Origin of the sequence: Variovorax boronicumulans (genome assembly GCF_030812215.1) — a bacterium.
In the GTDB taxonomy this organism is placed as follows: Bacteria; Pseudomonadota; Gammaproteobacteria; order Burkholderiales; family Burkholderiaceae_C; genus Variovorax; species Variovorax boronicumulans_C.
This window is the reverse complement of sequence record NZ_JAUSSG010000004.1, coordinates 310,482-333,183: the sequence shown is the minus strand read 5'-3', so window position 1 is coordinate 333,183 and position 22,702 is coordinate 310,482. Positions and strand designations below refer to the sequence as shown.

At 63.9% G+C, this 22,702-nt stretch carries 23 protein-coding genes and 1 tRNA gene; 18 read left to right on the top strand and 6 right to left on the bottom strand.

Annotated elements, in window-relative coordinates; translation table 11 throughout:
* Positions 1–17: 17 nt before the first annotated feature.
* Entirely contained in the window at positions 18–1,517 is a 1,500-nt protein-coding gene (locus tag J2W23_RS13525) for a cryptochrome/photolyase family protein (protein ID WP_307649094.1), read from the bottom strand.
* Here J2W23_RS13525 and J2W23_RS13520 point away from each other — a divergent pair, their 5' ends adjacent.
* The 6 genes from J2W23_RS13520 (at position 1,518) to J2W23_RS13495 (ending at position 6,302) form a co-directional block, all read left to right on the top strand.
* Positions 1,518–2,117 carry a YqgE/AlgH family protein gene (locus J2W23_RS13520; RefSeq protein ID WP_176659077.1) on the top strand — a complete coding sequence of 200 codons (600 nt, stop codon included), beginning with the start codon at positions 1,518–1,520 and terminating at the stop codon, positions 2,115–2,117.
* Positions 2,118–2,125: 8 nt separating this feature from the next.
* Positions 2,126–2,569, top strand: coding sequence for a Holliday junction resolvase RuvX (ruvX, locus tag J2W23_RS13515; RefSeq protein WP_257863891.1), 444 nt, complete (start codon positions 2,126–2,128; stop codon positions 2,567–2,569).
* Positions 2,566–3,063, top strand: a complete 498-nt coding sequence (gene pyrR, locus J2W23_RS13510; RefSeq protein ID WP_307649093.1) for a bifunctional pyr operon transcriptional regulator/uracil phosphoribosyltransferase PyrR — start codon at positions 2,566–2,568, stop codon at positions 3,061–3,063. Before ruvX ends, pyrR begins: the two co-directional genes overlap by 4 nt.
* A gap of 88 nt (positions 3,064–3,151) precedes the next feature.
* The gene (locus tag J2W23_RS13505) at positions 3,152–4,114 is read left to right on the top strand and encodes an aspartate carbamoyltransferase catalytic subunit (RefSeq protein ID WP_176659080.1); all 963 of its coding nucleotides are present in this window, start codon (positions 3,152–3,154) and stop codon (positions 4,112–4,114) included.
* A gap of 139 nt (positions 4,115–4,253) precedes the next feature.
* Positions 4,254–5,537 carry a dihydroorotase gene (locus tag J2W23_RS13500; protein ID WP_307649092.1) on the top strand — a complete coding sequence of 428 codons (1,284 nt, stop codon included), beginning with the start codon at positions 4,254–4,256 and terminating at the stop codon, positions 5,535–5,537.
* A gap of 18 nt (positions 5,538–5,555) precedes the next feature.
* A complete protein-coding gene (locus J2W23_RS13495; protein ID WP_176659082.1) occupies positions 5,556–6,302 on the top strand; it encodes a lysophospholipid acyltransferase family protein in 747 nt (248 codons plus the stop codon).
* A gap of 383 nt (positions 6,303–6,685) precedes the next feature.
* Here the strand turns inward: J2W23_RS13495 and J2W23_RS13490 are convergent, their stop codons facing one another.
* Together J2W23_RS13490 and J2W23_RS13485 are read right to left on the bottom strand one after the other, a co-directional pair.
* Entirely contained in the window at positions 6,686–7,060 is a 375-nt protein-coding gene (locus J2W23_RS13490; protein WP_307649091.1) for a hypothetical protein, read from the bottom strand.
* Between the two features lie 145 nt (positions 7,061–7,205).
* Entirely contained in the window at positions 7,206–7,613 is a 408-nt protein-coding gene (locus tag J2W23_RS13485) for a nuclear transport factor 2 family protein (RefSeq protein WP_176659084.1), read from the bottom strand.
* Between the two features lie 75 nt (positions 7,614–7,688).
* Between J2W23_RS13485 and J2W23_RS13480 the strand changes: the two genes are divergently transcribed.
* From J2W23_RS13480 to J2W23_RS13470, 3 genes are all read left to right on the top strand, one after another.
* Entirely contained in the window at positions 7,689–8,120 is a 432-nt protein-coding gene (locus J2W23_RS13480) for a winged helix-turn-helix transcriptional regulator (protein ID WP_307649090.1), read from the top strand.
* A 204-nt stretch (positions 8,121–8,324) separates the two neighbouring features.
* A complete protein-coding gene (locus tag J2W23_RS13475) occupies positions 8,325–8,846 on the top strand; it encodes an STM3941 family protein (RefSeq protein ID WP_176659086.1) in 522 nt (173 codons plus the stop codon).
* Positions 8,847–8,974: 128 nt separating this feature from the next.
* The gene (locus tag J2W23_RS13470; protein WP_176659087.1) at positions 8,975–9,166 is read left to right on the top strand and encodes a hypothetical protein; all 192 of its coding nucleotides are present in this window, start codon (positions 8,975–8,977) and stop codon (positions 9,164–9,166) included.
* 170 nt (positions 9,167–9,336) lie between these two features.
* Here the strand turns inward: J2W23_RS13470 and J2W23_RS13465 are convergent, their stop codons facing one another.
* Positions 9,337–9,675, bottom strand: a complete 339-nt coding sequence (locus J2W23_RS13465) for a hypothetical protein (protein ID WP_307649089.1) — start codon at positions 9,673–9,675, stop codon at positions 9,337–9,339.
* 671 nt (positions 9,676–10,346) lie between these two features.
* On the opposite strand from J2W23_RS13465, the gene J2W23_RS13460 reads away from it, so the two are divergent.
* Positions 10,347–11,867, top strand: coding sequence for a KAP family P-loop NTPase fold protein (locus J2W23_RS13460; protein WP_307649088.1), 1,521 nt, complete (start codon positions 10,347–10,349; stop codon positions 11,865–11,867).
* Between the two features lie 388 nt (positions 11,868–12,255).
* On the opposite strand, the gene J2W23_RS13455 is transcribed toward J2W23_RS13460, so the two are convergent.
* Positions 12,256–12,330 (bottom strand) — tRNA-Arg (locus J2W23_RS13455).
* Between the two features lie 283 nt (positions 12,331–12,613).
* On the opposite strand from J2W23_RS13455, the gene J2W23_RS13450 reads away from it, so the two are divergent.
* The 4 genes from J2W23_RS13450 (at position 12,614) to J2W23_RS13435 (ending at position 16,705) form a co-directional block, all read left to right on the top strand.
* Entirely contained in the window at positions 12,614–13,639 is a 1,026-nt protein-coding gene (locus J2W23_RS13450; RefSeq protein ID WP_307649237.1) for a Bug family tripartite tricarboxylate transporter substrate binding protein, read from the top strand.
* A 127-nt stretch (positions 13,640–13,766) separates the two neighbouring features.
* Positions 13,767–14,288 (top strand): tripartite tricarboxylate transporter TctB family protein, encoded by a 522-nt coding sequence (locus J2W23_RS13445; RefSeq protein WP_176659089.1) that lies wholly within the window; start codon positions 13,767–13,769, stop codon positions 14,286–14,288.
* 19 nt (positions 14,289–14,307) lie between these two features.
* Positions 14,308–15,840, top strand: coding sequence for a tripartite tricarboxylate transporter permease (locus tag J2W23_RS13440; RefSeq protein ID WP_176659090.1), 1,533 nt, complete (start codon positions 14,308–14,310; stop codon positions 15,838–15,840).
* 28 nt (positions 15,841–15,868) lie between these two features.
* The gene (locus J2W23_RS13435) at positions 15,869–16,705 is read left to right on the top strand and encodes a cytidylate kinase family protein (RefSeq protein ID WP_307649087.1); all 837 of its coding nucleotides are present in this window, start codon (positions 15,869–15,871) and stop codon (positions 16,703–16,705) included.
* Positions 16,706–16,865: 160 nt separating this feature from the next.
* On the opposite strand, the gene J2W23_RS13430 is transcribed toward J2W23_RS13435, so the two are convergent.
* On the bottom strand, positions 16,866–17,474 hold the full coding sequence (locus J2W23_RS13430) for a Crp/Fnr family transcriptional regulator (protein WP_013543563.1): 609 nt from the start codon (positions 17,472–17,474) through the stop codon (positions 16,866–16,868).
* 165 nt (positions 17,475–17,639) lie between these two features.
* Here J2W23_RS13430 and oxc point away from each other — a divergent pair, with 165 nt between their 5' ends.
* From oxc to frc (J2W23_RS13410), 4 genes are read left to right on the top strand one after another with little or no spacing between them, the layout of a single operon-like run.
* Complete coding sequence (gene oxc, locus J2W23_RS13425) at positions 17,640–19,463, top strand: oxalyl-CoA decarboxylase (protein WP_176659092.1); 1,824 nt, start codon at positions 17,640–17,642, stop codon at positions 19,461–19,463.
* A 32-nt stretch (positions 19,464–19,495) separates the two neighbouring features.
* Entirely contained in the window at positions 19,496–20,749 is a 1,254-nt protein-coding gene (gene frc / locus J2W23_RS13420; RefSeq protein WP_176659093.1) for a formyl-CoA transferase, read from the top strand.
* 37 nt (positions 20,750–20,786) lie between these two features.
* On the top strand, positions 20,787–21,221 hold the full coding sequence (locus J2W23_RS13415) for a PAS domain-containing protein (RefSeq protein WP_307649086.1): 435 nt from the start codon (positions 20,787–20,789) through the stop codon (positions 21,219–21,221).
* A 16-nt stretch (positions 21,222–21,237) separates the two neighbouring features.
* Positions 21,238–22,485: a formyl-CoA transferase gene (frc, locus tag J2W23_RS13410; protein WP_176659095.1), complete on the top strand. Its 1,248-nt coding sequence runs from the start codon at positions 21,238–21,240 to the stop codon at positions 22,483–22,485.
* Positions 22,486–22,702 lie beyond the last annotated feature (217 nt).

The window sequence follows — 22,702 nt, the reverse complement described above, 5'->3', positions numbered from 1 at the left end:
CCCCTCGGGGCCTTTTTCTATTTCTGCAGCGCCTTGGCCCGCGCCACGCCGTAGCGCTGCAGGGTCTTCTCGCGCGCCTCGGCGTGGTCCACCACGGGCATCGGATAGGTCTCGCCCAGCTTGATGCCTGCGGCCTCCAGCTCGACCGGGGAGGCCATCCAGGGCGCATGGATCGCCGCGTTCGACAGTTTTGCCAGCTGCGGCAGGTAGCGGCGGATGAACTTGCCCTCGGGGTCGAAGCGCTCGCTCTGCGTCACCGGGTTGAAGATGCGGAAGTAGGGCTGCGCATCGCAGCCGCTCGAACTTGCCCACTGCCAGCCGCCGTTGTTGGAGGCCAGCTCGAAGTCGTTCAGGTGCAGCGCGAAGTAGCGCTCGCCCCGGCGCCAGTCCAGCCCCAGGTCCTTGCACAGAAAGCTCGCCACCACCATGCGCAGGCGGTTGTGCATGTAGCCGCTCTGGTTGATCTGCAGCATGGCCGCATCGACCAACGGGTAGCCGGTGCGGCCCTCGCACCAGGCGTCGAAGAGCTGGTCGGCGTGCTTGCCGTGGTGCCACTGGATCTTGTCGTACTCGGGGCGGAAGCTCTTCGATTCGCCGCCTTTGTGCACGTGCGGGAAGTGCGTGAGGATCTGGAAGTAGAAGTCGCGCCAGATCAGCTCGCTCAGCCAGGTCGCCGCGCCCGTGTTGCCCTGCAGCGAGAGCTGGTGCGCCACGCTCGCCACCTGGCGGATCGACACCGTGCCGAAGCGCAGGTGCACGCCCATGTAGCTGGGGCCGCGCACCGCGGGAAAGTTGCGCGCTTCGTCGTAGCGGTCGATGCGCTCGAAGAAATCCCCGAACAGGACGCCGGCCCCGAGCGAGCCGGTCGGAATCTCCAGCGTCGACAGGTTGGTCTTTTCGAAACCGAGTTCGCCCAGCGAGGGCATCGGCTCGCGGTAGGCCTGCGGCGGCGGAACCAGCGCATCGGCGTGGCCGCGCACCGGGTAGGGCTTCAGGAAGAACGAATCCACCTTCGCAAGCCAGGCCCGCTTGTAGGGCGTGAACACCGTGTAGGGCTGGCCGGTCTTGGTCATGACCTCGTCGCGGTCGAAGATGGTCGAGTCCTTGTAGGTGTGGAAGGCGATGCCCGCATTGGCCAGCGCGCCGAGCACCCGGGCATCGCGCTCCAGCGCATCGGGCTCGTCGTCGCGGTTGGCGAACACGGCCTGCACGCCCAGGTCGCTCGCGAGCGCGGGGATTTCCTGCACCGCGTGGGAATGCCGCACGATCAGCCCGCCGCTGAGGGCGCCCAGCTCCGCCTGGAGTTCCAGCAGCGATTCGCGGATGAATTCCACCCGCCTGTCGGCACTGGGCAGCCCCTCCAGGATCGCCTTGTCGAACACGAAAACACAGACCACCTGACGGCAGGCCCGAAGGGCCCGGTAGAGCGCTGCGTTGTCGTCCACGCGCAGGTCGCGGCGGAACCACATGAGTCCCTTGGGATAGGTCTTGTCGACGGCCAGTAAAATGGGTGGCATATGGCTGCCGATTCTGCCCCGATGAACCTCACGCATCACTTTTTGATAGCGATGCCCGGGATGGAAGACAAAACTTTCAACCGCAGCGTCGTGTACCTCTGCGAACACAGCGAGCGCGGTGCGCTCGGCCTGGTGATCAACAAACCCAGCGACATCAACCTGAAGGTGCTGTTCGAGAAGATCGAGCTCCACCTGGCCCGCCCCGAGCTGGGCGAAGCCCCCGTTTTCCAGGGCGGCCCGGTGCAGACCGAGCGCGGCTTCGTGCTGCACGAGCCGGTTTTCACCCAGGCCGAGAAGCCCGAGGAATCGGTCTACGCCTCGACCATGACCATCCCCGGCGGGCTGGAGATGACCACCTCCAAGGACGTGCTGGAGGCCCTGGCCACCGGCGCGGGCCCCCGCAAGGTGCTGGTCTCCCTGGGCTATTCGGCCTGGGGCGAGGGCCAGCTCGAATCGGAACTGGCCGAGAACAGCTGGCTCACCGTGAGCGCCGACCCGGCCGTGATCTTCGACACCCCGATCGAGCAGCGCTACGACAAGGCGCTGCTGCTGCTGGGCCTGGAGGCCTGGAAACTGTCGCCGGAAGCGGGCCACGCGTGAGCGCCGTCATGCCAGACGCTCCAGCCCCAGCTCCCGCCAATTCTTCCGTTCCCGTTCCGGTCCCTTCCCATTTCCAGACCTTCCTGGCCTTCGACTTCGGCCTGAAGCGCACCGGCGTGGCCAGTGGCAACCGGCTGCTTCAAACGGCCACGCCGCAGGCCACCATCAAAGCCGAGGGCGATGCCCGCTTCGCGCAGGTCGAGGCCCGCATCAAGGAATGGCAGCCCGATGCGCTGGTGATCGGCGTGCCCTACCACCCCGACGGCGCCCCCCACGAGAACACCCGCCGCGCGCAGAAATTCGCGCGCCAGCTGCGGGGCCGTTTCAACCTGCAGGTGTTCGAGGTTGACGAGCGCTACAGCACCACCGAGGCGCTGTCGTCCGGCGCACGCGATGCCGATGCCGCCTCCGCCTGCATCATCCTGGAGCAATTTTTGAGGAGTCTCCCGTGAGTTCAATACCCGATGCCGAAGCGCTCTACACAGGGCTGCTGGCCGGCGTGAAGGCGCTGCTGCGCCCTGAAACGAAACTGGTCGGCATCACCTCCGGCGGCGCCTGGCTGGTCGAGCGGCTGCAGAAAGACCTGGGCCTCGCCGGCGCGCCCGGCGTCATCTCCTCGGCCATGCACCGCGACGACTTCGCGCGCCGCGGTCTCTCGGCCAGCGCGCAGACCTCGCTGCCCTTCGACGTGAACGGCACCGACGTGCTGCTGCTGGACGACGTGCTCTACACCGGCCGCACCATCCGCGCCGTGCTCAACGAGCTGTTCGACTTCGGCCGCCCCGCCTGCGTGCGGCTCGCGGTGCTGGTCGATCGCGGTGGCCGCGAGCTGCCCGTGGCGGCTGATTTCGCAGCCGCGAAACTCACGCTGCCCGACACGCAACTCCTCGCGCTCGCCCGCGCCGACGACGGCGCCTTCAGCCTCAAGGTGGAGGAGAACACGTGAACCCCCACGTTCATCACTTCGTGTATTCACTGCCCCCCGAGGGGGCGCAGGCCTCCCTTGGGGCGGCCCGGCGGGAGGCCTACAAGTAATGCTCTACAAGCGAAATCCGCAGCTCAACAAGAACGGCGAGCTCATCCACCTGCTGTCGATCGAGGGCCTGCCCAAGGACATCGTCACGCACATCCTCGACACCGCCGCCAACTTCACGAGCGTGAGCGACCGCGAGGTGAAGAAGGTGCCGCTGCTGCGCGGCAAGAGCGTGTTCAACCTGTTCTTCGAGAACAGCACGCGCACCCGCACCACCTTCGAGATCGCCGCCAAGCGCCTGAGTGCCGACGTCATCAACCTGGACATCGCGCGCTCCTCGGCCACCAAGGGCGAGTCGCTGCTGGACACCATCGCCAACCTGAGCGCCATGGCCGCCGACCTGTTCGTGGTGCGCCACAGCGAATCGGGCGCGCCCTACCTGATCGCGCAGCACGTCGCGCCGCATGTGCACGTGGTGAATGCCGGCGACGGCCGCCACGCGCACCCGACGCAGGGGCTGCTCGACATGTACACGATCCGCCACTACAAGAAAGATTTTTCGAACCTCACGGTCGCGATCGTGGGCGACGTGCTGCATTCGCGCGTGGCGCGCTCGGACATCCATGCCCTGACGACGCTCGGCTGTGCCGAAGTGCGCGTGGTCGGCCCGAAGACGCTGGTGCCCGGCGACATGGCCGGCATGGGCGTGCGCGTGTGCCACACGCTCGAAGAAGGCATCAAGGACTGCGACGTCATCATCATGCTGCGCCTGCAGAACGAGCGCATGAGCGGTGCGCTGCTGCCTTCGTCGCAGGAGTTCTTCAAGACCTACGGCCTCACGCCCGAGAAGCTGCAACTGGCGAAGTCGGACGCCATCGTGATGCACCCGGGGCCGATCAACCGCGGCGTGGAGATCGACTCCGCCGTGGTCGATGGCAAGCAGAGCGTGATCCTCCCGCAGGTCACCTTCGGCATCGCGGTCCGCATGGCCGTCATGAGCATCGTGGCAGGGAACGAAGCATAGACATGTTGCTCGCCCCCAGTCTTCGCGCACTTCGTGTCGCTTCGCCAACCCCCTACCGGGGGCAACACCAGTGGCCCGGCGAAGCCGGTTCCACGGTGTTCCCCGAAAAGGCCCTGACTGCCATCGGAAGTACAGACGCATGAATATTCAAATCACCAACGGCCGCGTCATCGACCCCGCCTCGGGCACCGACAAGAAGACCGACATCGCCATCGCCGACGGCAAGATCGCCGGCATCGGCAACACGCCGGCTGGCTTCAAGGCCGACCGCACCATCGACGCCGCCGGCTGCATCGTCGTGCCCGGCCTCGTGGACCTCGCCGCGCGCCTGCGCGAGCCGGGCTACGAGCACGAAGGCATGCTGGAGAGCGAAATGGCCGCGGCCATCGCGGGCGGCGTGACCAGCCTCGTGTGCCCGCCCGACACCGACCCCGTGCTCGACGAGCCCGGCCTGGTCGAAATGCTCAAGTTCCGCGCCGAAAAGTTGCAGTGCGCGCGCCTCTTTCCGCTGGGCGCGCTCACCCGCAGCCTCGCGGGCGGCGTGCTCACCGAGATGGCCGAGCTCACCGAGGCCGGCTGCATCGGCTTCAGCCAGGCCGACGTGCCACTCGCCGACACCCAGGTGCTGCAGCGGGCGCTGCTCTACGCAAGCACCTTCGGCTACACCGTGTGGCTGCGCCCGCAGGACCGCGACCTCGGCAAGGGCGTGGCCGCCAGCGGCCCGCTCGCCACGCGCCTCGGCCTCTCGGGCGTACCCGTGTCGGCCGAGACCATCGCCATCTTCACCATCGTCGAGCTCATGAAGAGCACCGGCGCGCGCGTGCACCTGTGCCGCATCTCCAGCGCCGCGGGCGTGGCGCTGGTGCGCGCGGCCAAGGCGCAGGGCTTGCCGCTGACCTGCGACGTCAGCATCAACTCGCTGCACCTGGCCGACACCGACATCGGCTACTTCGACAGCCGCGCGCGCCTGAACCCGCCGCTGCGCCAGCAGGGCGACCGCGACGCGCTCTCCGCCGCGCTGGCCGACGGCACCATCGATGCGCTGGTGTCCGACCACACGCCGGTCGAGGCCGACGCCAAGACGCTGCCCTTCGCCGAAAGCGAACCCGGCGCCACCGGGCTCGAACTGCTGCTGCCGCTCGCGCTGCAATGGGGCGAGCGCAGCGGCGCGGGCATCGCGCGGGCCATCGAGGTCATCACCTCCGCACCGGCGCGGCTGCTGGCCACGGCCGACGCGGGCACCGGCATCGGCCGCCTCGTCGAAGGCGGCGTGGCCGATCTCTGCGTGGTCGATCCGGCGCTCGAATGGCAGGTCGAGCCCGATGCGCTCAAGAGCCAGGGCAAGCACACGCCCTTCGCCGGCTACCCGGTGCAGGGCCGTGCGCGCCATACGCTGGTCGCCGGCCGCGTCGTCCACGGCTGAAAACGACATCCACGTTCCATGCTTCATTCGCTGAAGGCCTGCTGGCGCCTGCTGCACGCGGTGGGACACGCGCTGGCCGGGTGGTGGACGATCCGCTTCACCTTTCCGGGCCTCTCGCAGGCCGAGCGCAATGCGCGCGTGCAGGAATGGTCGCGCCGCATGCTCGAGATCATGGGCATCACGCTCAAGGTGCAGGGCACGCCGCCGCCCGCGGGGCCGGTGCTGCTCATCAGCAACCACCTCTCGTGGCTCGACATCACCGCCATCCATGCGGCGCGCCATGTGCGCTTCGTATCGAAGTCGGGCGTCAAGCACTGGCCGCTGATCGGCACGCTCTCCACCGGCGCGGGCTCGCTCTACATCGAACGCGAACGCCGCCGCGATGCACTGCGCGTGGTGCACCACATGACCGAGGCGCTGCGCGAAGGCGACCTCATCGGCGTGTTCCCCGAAGGCACCACGAGCGACGGTCGCGGGCTGCTGCCGTTCCACGCCAATTTGCTGCAGGCGGCCATCTCGTCGGGCGCGCCGGTGCTGCCCGCCGCGCTGCGCTTCGCCGATGCCGCCACCGGCGAGACCAGCCAGGCCCCGCGCTACATCGACGACGACAACCTGGTCACCTCGCTGTGGAACACGCTGCGCGCGCCACCGCTGCTGGCCATCGTGCGCTTCGGCGAACCGCAGGACTCGCACGGCCGCGAGCGCCGCGCCTGGGCGCAATCGCTGCATGAAGACGTGCAGCAGCTGCGCCGCGAGACGCACTGAGCGCAGGCCTCGCAAAAAAAAGCGCCCTCGAAAGGGCGCTTGAACGACGCACGGATGCGCCGTGAGGAGGAAGCGGGAATGGCGGTTGTCTCGGGATCTCGGGTCGTCAGAGAATGCCGAAGACCTTCAATCCGATGATCACGACGATCGGCACACCGCAGAGCCAGAGGATGATGCTTTTCATGATCGAGGTCTCCTTGAGTTGAGTAGGCCTCTACATTCGCCGCGCATCCGGCGGGTGCTTGCGGGAGAAGGCAAACCTTGCGCGTGGGCGCGTGCCTACAACGCGCCGCCGCCGGGCCCATGCGCGCGGATTGTTGTTCTCGCCGCAGCAGGCAACCGGAAGCGGCGCGAAGCGCTGCGTGCGCCGCTGATCCGAACGATCAGTCGCGATCTTCGTAGTAGCGGCGATGCTGCTCGCGCTCCCACTGCCGGCGGCGCCATTCGCGGCGCTCCGCACGGCGTTCTTCCCAGCGCTCCGCGCGACGCTCTTCCCAGCGGGAGCTCGGCTCGTAGTACACAGGTGCGGGCGTGGAATACACGGGCACCGGCGGCTGGTAGTACGCCGGAGGAGCCGGCCGCGAGTAGACGGGGGCTGGCTCGTAGTAGACCGGCGCCGGTTGGCCGACGACCAGCCCCGGCAGGTTGACGCCGATGGACCAGTGCGTCTCCGCATTGGCCGATGCGCCGGCGAACAACGCACCTGCCGCGACGACACCCGCGGCGACCAGCTTGAGAACGGTTCGGGGAATGGACATTTCATCTCCTGAAGCGGGCTCGAAAAAAGCCCAGATGCGGTGTCCAACGCCTGGCCCTGCGAAGCCGCTCACATCGCCAAGGTGAAGATGCGTTCCCAAATGTCACACCCGTCACACCCGTTGGGGGGCGAGTGAATGAAATCTTCTACCCCCAGAACGCATCCTCCGCCGCCTGGTCTTCGGAAAACAGCCACACCTCGCAGATGCGCCCGCCGTCGATGCGCAGCACGTCCACCCCCGACATCGCCATCGACGCTCCCGGCTTTTCCGCGCTGAAGTGCAGCGGCGTCGCGACCCGGTCGCCCTGCGCCATCAGCGGCCCGACGCGGTCGATGCGAAAGCTGCCGCCGCTGCGCTCCATGAAGCGCCCCAGCAGCGCATAGACGGCCTCCTTGCCCCGGTGCGTGCCCGAGAGGCTGCCGCTGCCCGGCTGGTGCCAGACGATGTCGTCCGCGAAGATCTTGCCGACCGCATCGAAGTCGCCCTTGGCGACGGCGTCGAAGTAGCTGCGGACGAGTTCGATGTTCTGCTGTGTGGTGGTGTTCGTATGCATGGCGCGGACAATAGCCACCCGCATCCCTTCCCGCAAGAACGCACCCCAACGTGCCCAAGGCACCTCGAAGTGACCATGGAAGAACGACAACAAGACCCGCAACGACCCAAGGCACCCGCGTGGAACCCGTACCTCGCCACCTGCCCGACGCGGCAGGTGCTCGATTGCATCGCCGACAAGTGGGCGGTGCTGGTGCTCGGGCTGCTGCTGGGCGGCACCCGGCGCTTCGGCGAACTGCGGCGCGACATCCAGGGCGTGTCGCAGAAGATGCTGACGCAAACGCTGCGCTCGCTGGAGCGCGACGGCATCGTGCATCGCGAGGTCTATGCCACCGTGCCGCCCAAGGTGGAATACTCGTTGACGACGCTGGGCGAATCGCTCGCGACCACGCTGGACGAACTGCGCCTCTGGGCGGAACGCAACATCGAGGACGTGCTCCGGCATCGGGAAACGTTCGATGCGGCGGTGGCGAGTGAGGGCCCGTCGGCGTCGGCAAGAAACCGCTGATTGGCAAGGGGCAGCAGGGGGCCGCAGGGGGCGGCTCCGCGCATTCTTTCGTTCATGCCCCGCGCTCGCCGCAACGCCCCGTTTCCCTCGCAAGCACTTCCCGCCGAGCCGCGCCATCCGGCGCATGCAAGCTGCCCGTTTGGCGTTGCCGCACGAAGGCGTTAATCTGCCGCAGCTTCATTTCCAGGGACGGAACTGCTTCAAATGACTCCTGTCGTCATCTATCCAAGCCGCCTGCGCGTCAGCCTGCTCCTCGTGGGCTCGGTCCTTTTCGTCGCCGGGGGCATCTGGCTGCTGAGGCATCCCATCCCGGGCGACGAGTTCATGGGCTGGCTCAGCGGCTGGGCCAGCATCGTCTTCTTCGGCGCGGTCGGGCTCTTTGCACTGGGCCGGCTCATCTCGAGGAAGCCCGCGATCACGATCGATCTCACCGGCATCACGGACAACGCATCGGGACTGTCGGCCGGCTTCATCCCGTGGTCCGACATCACCGATGCGCAGATCGTGAAGTTCCAGCAGCAGAAGTTTCTCGGCGTGTCGCTGCGCAATCCGAAGGACTACCTTGCCAAGGCCTCGCCCTTCAAGCGCATGCTGATGAAGGCCAACTCGTCGCTCGTGGGCTATGTCATCAACATTCCCCGGATCGCGCTGCCCGTGGCCCTCGAAGAGGTGCTGGCGCACATCGAGCGCTTCAGGCAGGCAGCGACGGATGCGCCCCGCGTGTGACGCAGGCGGCACGCGGCGATGAGGCGGCAGGCACAGCGGGCAGGCAGCGCTCGGCTTGAGCAGCGTCGCTGGCGGCGCGGGTGCGCTCCGAATTGCCCCACGCTGCGCGTTGCTGAATGACGGCCGCCATGAAAGAGATTCGCCTGGGCTGGTCGCTGGAAGTCAGCCACCTCAAGCATCAGATCCAGGCGGCCGCGAGCTGGAAACCCGAGACCGCCGCGCTGCGCCGCGACCTGGAGATCATGGTCGAGGTGGGCAACGAGGTCTTCGGCGAAGGCACGCATTGGATCGAGGAGCGGATGGTGCCCAAGCCCGAGTGAATGCAAGTGAAAGGGCGATGCCGTTGCTCTTTCGCTTGCGCTTCCTGCGCATCCACCAGCGCAGTTGAACGGGGTGCCACATGGCGCCAAGCACGCGGCCCGTTTGCCGGTGACGCGCCGCGTTGAGTCAGTAAAAAACCGCTGCATGGCAGCGGCTTGATGCACTGGATTTACGTCGCGCCGGCTCGGCTCAAGCTCTGACGCAGAGCAGCGGTCTTGTGGCTCGGGTCGTCGATGGCGGAGAGAACGACGCTGCTCAGTTCAGCGAGGTGCTTGAGGATGCCGGGGAGTCTGTTGGCCAGCGTTTCCGGGTCGAAGGTGGTGGACCCGGAGAGCGCTTGAAGGATGGCGAGCCAGTCGAGTGATTCGCAGGCTGCGATGCGGATGACTTCGCGACGAGGGGTGTCGAGAAAGTCTTTTGCTTGTGGAAGTTGCGGTGCCGGAGTGTTGGGCTCGGCGGTGGTGCTGGGGGCGCTTGTAGCGCCGTTGATAGACTTCTTCTTAGCCATGATGTGCGTTTCTTTCTAGGGGTTGCACGTTGTGGTTAGGCTGGTTCGGTGTTCCACCACCGCTCCAGCCGCCTGAATTTGCCTCAGAAGATCGCGGTCTGAATTCGACTGCGATACGCCCTGAGACGCGGCGTTTATTCGTTCGGTATCGGGTCCTTCGCTCGATCAATCGCGTCGCTCAACCAAGTTCTTCCCAGTCGTCTTAGCTTGACCCAACGGGCTGGGGTCAAGCGAATCGAACCACTTGCAGCACGCTCTTCATCTGGTAGCGCGGGACGACCGACTCGTGCGTGCTCCTCGCTCTTTTTCTTCTTCATTGCCATGTCCTCTCTGTGGATAAGCGTAGTGCGGAATTACCGCGGCGAAGAAATTTCTGTGTGAGGTTTTGCCGGCTATCTTTGGTGAAACTGCAAACAATTTTGAATCTACGACGGCCGGTAGATGCCTAAACATGGAGACGATCTTGTGGGCTAAGTCGGTGCCTGTAGGGCTGGCTTTTTTCTCCACTGTTCGTTGACTTGGCAAGTTTCGAGATGCTCATGCAAACCCGCCGCCAGTCGAAACGCTGGGATGACGTCGAGTCTCAAATCCAAGATGTTCGCTAAAGTCGACCAAGCAGCGCAGCGCAGAATGGTCGAGCGATGGAAAACTAAGAGCCTTAAGGAGCTTTAATGCAAGAAAACGAAACCATCAGGCCCCCCAGCGGGTGGAAGGGGGACGTCATGGGACGCAAGGCCCATGCTGATTTTTTGAGCACCTATATTGAGGCGCGTGTAAAGGCATCCGATAAATCGCTGACTATTGCTCTTGACGCAGACTGGGGCGCCGGTAAGACCTTCTTTGTCACCAACTGGGCGGACGACCTAAAGCAATTGGATCGAGGGGTAATGGTCTTTGATGCTTGGAAGAACGATTCCGCATCAGATCCCGTGTTGGGATTTATGGCGGAATTACAGCAAGGCATGCAACTGCTGCGCAAGAAGGTTCCTCTGACAAAAAAAGCCGCAGCCGACCTTAAGCAGGCCGCAGCGAGCATGTACAAAGCGGTTCGAAAGGCAATCGTTCCGGCGGCTAACGCAGTTGCGGCCGGTGCGCTAAAAAAGGCTACTGGTATAGTAATCAGTGAAGTTGCTGAAGCTGTTCAAGCCGATGATTTCGAGTTAGACATCGACGCCGAAAGTCTTGGTTCGGATGCAACAAAGCAACTCGAAAAATCACTTGATGTATTTTTTAAAAAGGCCCTCGAAGATCACCGGGCAAGAGGAAAGGCGACGGAGACGTTTCGCAAATCTCTTGAGCGATTGGTTGTGCAGTTAATTGAAGCCGGCGTTATGCAGGGGCCGCTTTACGTATTTGTTGATGAGCTTGATAGATGTCGCCCGGACTACGCCATTCGACTTCTAGAGGGAATTAAGCATCTTTTTGCGGTGCCAGGTGTGGTATTTGTTATCTCAACAAACCTTGAACAACTAGGAAAATCAGTGCAAGCTATTTATGGAGCTTCATTCGACGGAACTTCGTATCTCAAGCGGTTTTTTGATTTTGAATCGTCTCTCCCTCCACCAGATAATTTGAGTTTTGCCAAAATGCTTGTAAATGGACCGGCTGGCAGCTTTCGGCATACGGTTGATTACGGGATTGGACAACAGGTGCAAGATCACAACGACAACGTTGCCAAGGCCTTTCAGTTGATTGCAGATGCCTTCAACCTTCCGCTTCGCACGCAAGAGCGAGTTTATGTAATGGCGGCAGCCGCAGCAGCGGGGGTGCCTGCGCGCGATTCAATAGCAATCCTATGGCTATTTTTTCTAGTGGCACTTCGTCAAACGAGAATCTCAGAATTCAAAGACGTTAGTACGTATCAACTTGATGCAACTTCGTTTGAGTCGATGATTAAAAGAATTGGGCGGCTGAGTGGAATTAAAATTGGTGTATCTCGGGGTTTTGGACGTATTCAGAATGGCCCTCAAGAGGTATCGTTGTCAAAAGTAATTCGCACTTACTACGAATTTACTTTGCAAAGCTTGGGGTATCTTAGAAATGTGTATAACCGATCAAATGATCCGGAATATCCGGAAAGTCTTTTGGAATTTCATATTGGCAGTAGCTTTTCTATGCCTCACGACGAAACCCGGCTCGGTTTGGCAAGCTACTACAATCTAGTGAATAGTGCAGGGTATTTGCGCGTTTAATTTCTGGTCTCAGAGATGAAAATTTAATGGTGTCTGGGTTTATTGCCGCTAATCTTTTGATGGAAAACTTTCTTCCGATGACGGTGGCAATTCCAAGTCTTTAACTTTTAAGGCCGCAGATTTACACCGACCCCGATGCCGCGCTTCTATGTCTTGGTTGAAATGGTGGAGTCAAGTGGCGCTAAGCAGTGCCCGGCTTCCAGCCAGTGATCCAGTACCGTGAGCCCAATTGGGCGATGCCGTCGAACGCCCGTCATCTAGAGCCAAGACTGCTGATTCCAGATGCAGTGTTCTGTGGGTGGACGACCGTGCGGTCTGTTAGCCCCTAGGTCGGCAAGACTCGTACGCAGGAGCATCAGCCCTGTAGCGCTATGACGGGGTAAGTTCATGGTGCCTTCGACAGGAATCGAACCTGTATCTGAGTCTTAGGAGGACCCCGTTCTATCCATTGAACTACGAAGACATTCGGCGCGATGGGCTGGGTGCCCGGCCGGCGGGTGGTTGCCGGTGCGCCGCGCGATTTTATAGGTCTTCACGTTCGCTTCGCGCGCCCCTCGCGTCGATGCTGCGCGCCAGTGCAAAAGCACTGCCAGCGCGGGCTAACCCCGATACGAAATCTCCAAGAAGTTGACCACGGTCAAGTTGACGCAGAACGCCTGCGCGCAACATCCGGCCTGTTCGTATCTCCGCTCAGATCCAAGAATAAAAAAGGGCGAACCCTACACAGATTGGAGACAGACATGACGATGAAGAACATCGCTTCGCAGTTCGCCCGCAGCTGGCCTGCGAAAGCCTTCGGCGCGGCCGTCCTGGCGCTGGCCGCCGCTACCCCCGCCTTCGCGTGGGAGCCGTCCAAACCCGTGGAGTTCGTGATCCCCGCCGGCACCGGCGGCGGCGCCGACCAGATGGGGCGGCTGCTGCAGGGCATCGTCATCAAGTACAAGCTCATGAAGGAGCCGCTCATCGTCGTCAACAAGTCGGGCGGCGCGGGCGCCGAAGGCTTCCTGGCGGTGAAGGAAGCCAAGGGCGATCCGCACAAGATCATCATCTCGCTGTCGAACCTGTTCACCACGCCCATGGCCACCGGCGTGCCCTTCAACTGGAAGGACATGACGCCCGTCGCGATGCTGGCGCTCGACCAGTTCGTGCTGTGGACCAACGTCGACGCGCCTTACAAGACCGCCGGCGAATACATCGCGGCGACCAAGGCCGCGGGCCCGAACAAGTTCAAGATGGCCGGCACCGGCTCCAAGCAGGAAGACCAGATCATCACCGTCGCGCTCGAGAAAGCCACGGGCACCAAGTTCATCTACGTGCCCTTCAAGGGCGGCGGCGAAGTCGCGGTGCAGCTGGTGGGCGGCCACGTGCACTCCACGGTCAACAACCCGATCGAAGCCGTTGCGCAATGGCGCGCCGGCAAGCTGCGCGCGCTGTGCGTGTTCGACGACGAGCGCATGCCGTTCAAGGCGAAGGTGACCGACACGCAATCGTGGAACGACGTGCCCACCTGCAAGGAAGCAGGCGTGCCCACCAAGTACACGATGCTGCGCGGCATCTTCATGCCCGCGGGCGTCACGCCCGATCAGCTCAAGTTCTACGTGGACCTGCTGACCAAGGTGGCCGCCACGCCGGAGTGGAAGGAATACATGGAGAAGGGTGCCTTCAACCCGACCTTCATGACCGGCAAGCCGTTCGCCGACTGGCTCACCACGGCCGAGGCAACGCACCGCACGCTGATGTCGGACGCGGGCTTCCTGGCCAGCAACAAGTAAGCCGAAGGCTCAGAGCCAGCCCCGGTCGCGCACTGCTGGCGCGCCGGTCGGCAGGCGGGCGGGCGCATGGAGACATGCGCGCGCGCACCGCCTCATTTCACTCACACATTTGATCGATGGGGGCTCCATGGAGCACGAAGAAATTTCCGATGGGGCGCCGCGTTCGGGCGTCGCCACCTACGTGGTCGAGGCGGTGGTCGCGGCGCTGCTGCTCATCATCGGGCTGGTGGTGGTGTTCGAGGCCCGCAAGCTCGGCGCGGGCTGGACGAGCGATGGGCCGGGGTCGGGTTACTTCCCGTTCTTCATCGGCGTGATCATCACCATCTCGGGCGCGGGCATCCTGTACCAGGCACTGCTCGGCAAGAACAGGAACACCGAGGTGTTCGTCGATTCGGTGCAACTCAAGCGCGTGCTCTCGGTGCTGGTGCCGGCCACGGTGTACGTGCTGTGCATCACCTTCGTGGGGCTGTATGTCGCATCGGCGATCTACATCGCGCTCTTCATGATCGTGCTGGGCAAGTACTCGTGGGTGAAGAGCGTGATCGCCGCGCTCGCGGTCAACACGGTCTTCTTCTGCATGTTCGAGGTGTGGTTCAAGGTGCCCCTGTTCAAGGGCGCACTCGACCCCCTCCGGTTCCTCGGCTACTGAACTCACGGAGCACAGCGAAATGGACGAAATCAGCGCCCTGATGCAGGGCTTTGCAGTGATCCTGACCCCGATGAACATCGCACTGATGTTCGTGGGGATCATTCTTGGCGTGCTCATCGGCGTGCTGCCGGGGCTGGGCGGCGCCAACGGGGTGGCGATCCTGCTGCCCCTCACGTTCACGATGTCGCCGACCTCGGCCATCATCATGTTGTCGTGCATCTACTGGGGTGCGTTGTTCGGCGGGGCCATCACCTCGATCCTGTTCAACATCCCCGGCGAACCGTGGTCGGTGGCCACCACCTTCGACGGCTACCCGATGGCCCAGCAGGGCAACGCGGGCGCCGCGCTCACCACGGCCTTCACCTCGTCGTTCGTGGGTGCGTTCATCGCGGTGGTGATGATCACTTTTCTCGCGCCGCTGGTTGCGAAGTTCGCGCTCAAGTTCGGCTCGCCCGAATTCTTCGCGGTGTACCTGCTGACCTTCTGCAGCTTCGTGGGCATGGGGAAGGGCTCGCCCTTCAAGATCCTCGCGTCGATGGCACTGGGCTTCGCGCTCGCCTCGGTGGGCATGGACACGGTCACGGGCCAGCTTCGCCTGACCTTCGGCCAGCCCGAGTTGATGCGCGGCTTCGACTTCCTGATCGCGGTGATCGGCCTCTTCGGCATCGGCGAAATCCTGCTGTCGATGGAAGAGGGCCTGAAGTTCTCGGGCAAGAGCGCCAAGATCGACCCCAAGGTCGTGCTGCAAACCTGGAAGCAGCTGCCGCAGTACTGGGTGACCTCGCTGCGCAGCTCGCTCATCGGCATCTGGATGGGCATCACGCCCGGCGGCGCCACGCCGGCCTCGTTCATGGCCTACGGCCTGGCCAAGAAGATGTCGAAGAAGGGCTCCAAGTTCGGCACCGGCCAGATGGAAGGCGTCGTCGCTCCCGAGACCGCGGCACACGCCGCGGGCACCAGTGCGCTGCTGCCGATGCTGGCGCTGGGCATCCCCGGTTCGCCGACGGCTGCCGTGCTGCTGGGCGGCCTGCTGATCTGGGGCCTGCAGCCCGGGCCGCTGCTCTTCGTCGAGCAGAAGGACTTCGTCTGGGGTCTCATTGCCAGCATGTACCTGGGCAACATCGTGGGCCTGATCGTGGTGCTGAGCACGGTGCCGCTGTTCGCCTCGATCCTGCGCATTCCGTTCTCGATCATCGCGCCGGTGATCATCGTGATCTGCGCGATCGGTGCCTACACCGTGCACAACGCGATGCTCGACATCTGGTTCATGCTCGGCTTCGGCGTCATCGGCTACCTGTTCAAGAAACTCGACTTCCCGCTCGCGCCGCTGGTGCTTGCGCTGGTGCTCGGGGACAAGGCCGAAGACTCGTTCCGCCAGGCGATGCTGGTCTCGCAAGGCGACGTGATGGTCATGTTCTCGAACCCGCTGGTGGGCGGCATCACGACGCTGGCCCTGGTGCTCCTGTTCTGGCCGCTGATCTCCAAGGGCATCGCTCTCATCAAGCCGCCGAAGAAGCCCGACGAGTTCGCCGTCGAGCGTCCGGTGGATTGAGCGAAAAGCACACACAAGGAACACACACATGCCAGTCATCGCACTGACCCAGGAGATGGGTTCCCTCGCCAAGGACGTTTCGGTCAAGCTCGCGGAAACGCTGTCGCTCGCCGTGATGCGCCATGAGGTCATCGACCACGTGGCCGAGAAGATGCAGGTCTCCAAGAGCCTGATCGGCCGCCTTCGCGGCGGCAAAGCGGGCCTGCTGGAACGCCTGAAGACCGACCAGCGCAGCGTTGCGCTCTACACGGCCGACGAACTCTTCGCGCTGGCCGACCGCGGCAACGTGGTGCTGCGCGGATGGGGCGCCACCTGCCTGTTGCGGCCGGTGCCGCACGTGGTGTGCGTGCGCATCACGCGCTCGCTGGCCAAGCGCGTCGAATGGCTCATGGGCGACCTCGAAACCGACGACGCCGCGTTCGCCGAAGCCGAGATCCGCCGCAGCGACCAGGCGCATGCGGCGCGCATGCATGCGCAGTTCGGTGTGACCTGGGGCGACCCCGTGCTCTACGACCTGGTGCTGAACACCGACCGCGTGACCGTCGACAGCTGCGTCGAGCAGATCCGCCAGCTGGTGGCGCGGCCCGAGTTCGCAGAGACGGCCGAGTCGCGCGCGCTGCTGAAAAACATGGCGCTGCAGGCGCGCGTGAAGGCGGCGTTGAAAGAGCAGGCGGAGACGAGCGACATCCGCGTGACGGTCGATGCGAACCAGGGGGAGGTGATCCTGCGCGGGATCGTCCTGAACTCCGAAGAGCGCGCGCAGACCGAAGCGGTGGCGGCGGCTGTGGCCGGCGTGACCGGCGTGCACAACCAACTGCGCTTGATGGCAACTTCGCGGCGCTTCGCATCGGCGAAGCAAACCTGACTTCAGGCCGGCCCCACCAACCAGCCGCGTGCCCCAGTGCGCAGGGCATCGGGTGCTCCCCGCAGCGAAATCAAGGAGGAGGCCGAAGGCCGGGGGACATTCGCGGAGGGGAGCACCCGGTGGCCTGTGCACCCGCCCCGAATGCCTCCTCAGCCTGCCTTCAAATCTTCCCGCGCTTGCGAAGCCGGCTAAGGGTTTCCGCGGAGAGGTTCAGATACGAAGCCAGCTCCTTGCTCGGAATCCGGTCTTCCAGCTCGGGGTGCTTGCGCATGAACCGGTGCACCCGCCCCGGCGCATCCAGCAGATGCAGCGTGATCGTGTGCGCCATGATCTCGCTCATTCCCTTCATCACCAGGTACTCGAACAGCTCCTTGGTCTCGGGGTGCCGGTTGAGAAAGGTGATCCATTCCTTCAGCGGCAGGCTCGCCACGCGGGCCTTGGTGACGCACACGATGCCGTAGGGCGTCGGCGTGCCCAAGCGCAGCGCCGCATAGCTCGTTTCCATGTCGTGCTCGTCGGCGAAGCGAAGGATCATTTCCTTGCCTTCCGGGTTGCTCACGACCCGCTTGAGGATGCCGTCGAGGATGAAGTACTGCTCCATCTCGCGCACCCCCTGGTGCAACAGGAAATCGCCCTTGTTGCCGTCCACGATCACGAGGTGGGCTTCGAGTTCTGCGCGGTCGCTCTCGCTCAGGTCCTTGAGCAGGACGTTCTGCCGGAGCTGCGCGCGAATGATGTTTTTTTCCGGGTGGTTTTCCAACAACGTCATGGGTCCCGTCTTGCTCGAATTCGCAACAACAACTTCTGGTTCCAGCTTCTGGTTCAGGCCGGTGCCGTTTTCCGGAAAGTTGACCGAGGTCAACGCCCGAAAGCATGCCCCCGAATCATAGTCCCGGCTCGGGCCTCGGCCATTCACCAAAGCAGAAGGAGAGACATGTCTTCAGTAAGAACGGACAAAGAGGCATCCACGACCCTGGACGACGCCCTCAAGCCCACGAGCCGGGCCGTTGACGGCGATGCGGTCGTGCGAGCCCTCAAACCGGTTGCGGACGACGCACCGGAGGCCGAAACGACCGACGGCTTCCACCTGGTCATCGATGCGCTGAAGCTGAACGACATCGACACCATCTTCGGCCTCCCCGGCATCCCGATCACCGACTTGACGCGCATGGCGCAGGCCGAGGGCATGCGGGTCATTTCGTTCCGCCACGAACAGCACGCCGGCAATGCCGCGGCAGCCGCGGGCTTCCTCACGCAGAAGCCCGGCATCTGTCTCACAGTGTCCGCCCCCGGCTTCCTCAACGGCCTCACGGCGCTGGCCAACGCGACCACCAACTGCTTCCCGATGATTCTCATCAGCGGATCGAGCGAACGCGAAATCGTCGACCTGCAGCAGGGCGACTACGAAGAGATGGACCAGCTGGCCATCGCCAAGCCGCTGTGCAAGGCCGCCTTCCGCGTGCTGCACGCCGAAGACATCGGCGTGGGCATCGCCCGCGCGATCCGCTCGGCGCTCTCGGGCCGTCCCGGCGGCGTGTACCTCGACCTGCCGGCCAAGCTCTTCGCACAGACCATGGATGCGGCCAAGGGCAAGGCGTCGCTCATCAAGGTCGTCGATCCGGCACCGCGCCAGATTCCCGCACCCGATGCCGTCAAGCGCGCGCTCGACCTGCTCAAGGGCGCGAAGAAGCCGCTCATCCTGCTGGGCAAGGGCGCTGCGTATGCGCAGGCCGACGCCGACATCCGCGCGCTGGTCGAGAAGACGGGTATTCCCTACCTCCCGATGTCGATGGCCAAGGGCCTGCTGCCCGACACGCATGCGCAATCGGCCGCCGCCGCACGCTCCTACGTGCTGCAGGAAGCCGACGTGGTGCTGCTCATCGGCGCGCGCCTGAACTGGCTGCTCTCGCACGGCAAGGGCAAGACCTGGGCACAGGACAAGGGCGCCAAGCAGTTCATCCAGATCGACATCGCCCCGACCGAGATCGACAGCAACGTGGCCATCGCCGCGCCGGTGATCGGCGACATCGGCTCCTGCGTGGCTGCGCTCTTGGGCGGCATCGATGCCAAGTGGGCCAAGCCGCCGACCGAATGGACCGGCGCCATCGCCGAGCGCAAGGACAAGAACCTCTCCAAGATGGCCGTGACGCTCGCCGCGCGCCCGTCGCCGATGAACTTCCACAGCGCGCTCAGCGTGATCCGCGACCAGGTGAAGGCACGGCCCGACGCCATCGTGGTGAACGAAGGCGCCAACACGCTGGACTTCGCGCGCAGCATCGTGGACATGTACGAGCCGCGCAAGCGCCTCGATGTGGGCACCTGGGGAATCATGGGCATCGGCATGGGCTTTGCCGTTGCCGCCGCCGTGGTGACCGACAAGCCGGTGATCGCCATCGAAGGCGACAGCGCCTTCGGCTTCAGCGGCATGGAGGTGGAAACCATCTGCCGCTACAACCTGCCGATCTGCATCGTCGTGTTCAACAACAACGGCGTGTACCGCGGCACCGACGTGAACGCGAGCGGCACCGCCGACGTGGCGCCCACCGTGTTCGTGAAGAACGCGCGCTACGACAAGCTGATGGAAGCCTTCGGCGGCGTGGGCGTCAACGCCACCACCGCCGACGAGCTGCAGAAGGCCCTCACCGAGGCCGTCGCCTCGCGCCGCCCCACGCTGATCAATGCCGTCATCGACGAGACCGCGGGCACGGAGAGCGGGCGCATCACGAGCCTGAATCCCGCCACGGCGAAGAAGAAGTAATCCGAGTCTTTTCCATCCAAGGAGATATCCAAATGAGCAACAAGCCCCTCAACGGCATCAAGATCATCGACTTCACGCACGTGCAAGCCGGTCCCGCCTGCACGCAGATGCTGGCCTGGTTCGGCGCCGACGTCATCAAGGTCGAGCGCCCCGGCGCCGGCGACGTCACGCGCTCGCAGCTGCGCGACATTCCGGATGTGGACGCGCTCTACTTCACCATGCTCAACAGCAACAAGCGCTCGCTCACGCTGGACACCAAGCAGCCCGAAGGCAAGCTGGTGCTGGAGAAGCTCATCAAGGAATCGGACGTGCTGGTCGAGAACTTCGGCCCCGGCGCGCTCGACCGCATGGGCTTCAGCTGGGAACGCATCCAGGAGCTGAACCCGAAGATGATCGTCGCCTCGGTCAAGGGCTTCAGCGACGGCCACCACTACGACGACCTGAAGGTGTACGAGAACGTCGCGCAGTGCGCAGGCGGCGCCGCATCGACCACCGGCTTCTGGGACGGCCCGCCGACCGTGAGCGCCGCCGCCCTGGGCGACAGCAACACCGGCATGCACCTGGCCATCGGCATCCTCACGGCCATCATCGGCCGCGAACAGACCGGCAAGGGCCAGCGCGTGGCCTGCTCGATGCAGGACGCGGTGCTCAACCTGTGCCGCGTGAAGATGCGCGACCAGCAGCGCCTGGATCGCCTGGGCTACCTGGAGGAATACCCGCAGTACCCGCACGGCACGTTCAGCGACGTGGTGCCGCGCGGCGGCAATGCCGGCGGCGGCGGCCAGCCGGGCTGGGTGCTCAAGTGCAAGGGCTGGGAGACCGACCCGAACGCCTATATCTACTTCACCATCCAGGGCCATGCCTGGGCGCCGATCTGCGACGCCATCGGCAAGCCCGAGTGGAAGACCGACCCCGACTACGCGACCGCCAAGGCGCGCCAGCCGCACATCACCGACATCTTCGCGACCATCGAGGGCTGGCTGGCCGACAAGACCAAGTTCGAGGCGGTCGACATCCTGCGCAAGTTCGACATTCCGTGCGCGCCGGTGCTGACGATGAAGGAACTCTTGAACGACGAATCGCTGCGCGCCAGCGGCTCGATCGTCGAAGTGCCGCACAAGGAACGCGGCAGCTACTTCACCGTGGGCAGCCCGATCAAGTTCTCGGACCTCAAGCCCGAGATCACCGGTTCGCCGCTCCTGGGCGAGCACACCGAGGAAGTGCTGGCCGAACTGGGCTACTCCAAGGCCCAGATCGACAGCCTGCGCGAAGCCAAGGCGGTCTGAGGCCGTAGCGAGAAAAGAGAGAAAGCGGGAGCACACCTTGACCTCATCGACCATCGATTTCGAGCAACTCGTCTCCGGCACCGGCGACGCGATCATGGTCTGCGATGCCAAGGGTGCGATCACGCTGTGGAACAAGGCTGCCGAGCGCATCTTCGGCTTTACCGAAGCCGAAGCGCTCGGGCAGTCGCTGGACATCATCATCCCCATGCGACAACGCCAGCGGCATTGGGATGGCTACAACAAGACGATGGAAACGGCGGTCACCAAATACGGTGCCGACGTGCTGCGCGTGCCCGCGCTCCACAAGGACGGGCACACCCTTTCCATCGCCTTCACGGTCTCCATGCTGTTCGCCCCCGATCAAAAGGTTTCGGGCATCGTCGCCATCGTGCGCGACGAAACCGCTCGCTTCGCCGAGGAGCGCAAACTGCGCGCCCGTCTGGTAGAAGTCGAAGCCGCGACGAGCAAATAAGACAGGAGACAACACGATGAGCAAGGCACTCGAAGGCGTCCGCATCCTCGACTTCACCCACGTGCAGTCGGGCCCCACCTGCACCCAGCTTCTGGCCTGGTTCGGCGCCGACGTGATCAAGGTCGAGCGCGCCGGCGAAGGCGACGCCACGCGCGGCCAGCTGCGCGACATTCCCGGTGTGGACAGCCTCTACTTCACGATGCTGAACCACAACAAGCGCTCGATCACGCTGGACACGAAGAACCCCAAGGGCAAGCAGGTTCTCGATACGCTGATCAAGACCTGCGACGTGCTGGTGGAGAACTTCGCGCCCGGCGCGCTCGACCGCATGGGCATCACCTGGGCGCACATCCAGAAGCTCAACCCGCGGATGATCGTCGCGTCGGTGAAAGGCTTCGGCCCCGGCAAGTACGAGCACTGCAAGGTCTACGAGAACGTGGCGCAGTGCGCCGGCGGCGCCGCATCGACCACCGGCTTCGAGGACGGCCCCCCCGTCGTCACCGGCGCGCAGATCGGCGACAGCGGCACCGGGCTGCACCTGGCGCTGGGCATCGTCGCGGCGCTCTACCAGCGCAACAGCACCGGGCGCGGCCAGCAGGTGCTGGCGCCGATGCAGGACGCGGTGCTCAACCTGTGCCGCGTGAAGATGCGCGACCAGCAGCGCCTGGAGCGCACCGGCACCATGCACGAGTACCCGCAGTACCCCGACGGCAAGTTCGGCGACGCGGTGCCGCGCGCGGGCAATGCATCGGGCGGCGGGCAGCCGGGCTCCATCCTGAAATGCAAGGGCTGGGAGACCGACCCGAACGCGTACATCTACTTCATCACGCAGGGCGCGGTGTGGCCGGCTGTGTGCAAGGTGATCGGCGAGGAGAGCTGGATCACCGACGAGGCCTACGCCACGCCGGCTGCGCGCTTGCTGCACCTGAAGCCGATCTTCGCGCGCATCGAGCAATGGACCATGACCAAGACCAAGTTCGAGGCCATGGACATCCTCAACGAATACGACATTCCGTGCGGCCCGATTCTCTCGATGAAGGAAATCGCCGCGGACGAATCGCTGCGCGAGACCGGGACCATCGTCGAGGTGGACCACCCGACGCGCGGCAAGTACCTGACCGTGGGCAACCCCATCAAGATGTCCGACAGCCGGACCGAGGTGACACGGGCGCCCCTGCTGGGCGAGCACACCGAAGAAGTGCTCCGGCAATTGGGCTATGGCGTGGACGAAATCGCCATGCTGCGCACCGAGCGCGTGATTTGAATTAACAGCGCGCCGGTCGATCGATAAATAAAGTGTTTTTTGCAAATGGTGAAAGCCATTTGCAATGGATAAACACGTTCCTTTTTGCCAATTCATATATAACGCATGGCAAATGCATTCAATAAAATAGTTTAACTATTATTTATCGATCATCGAATCTACATTTTGATCATGCCGACCCGTCATCCATTTGTCGCCCGGCATTCAATTTCCAGGA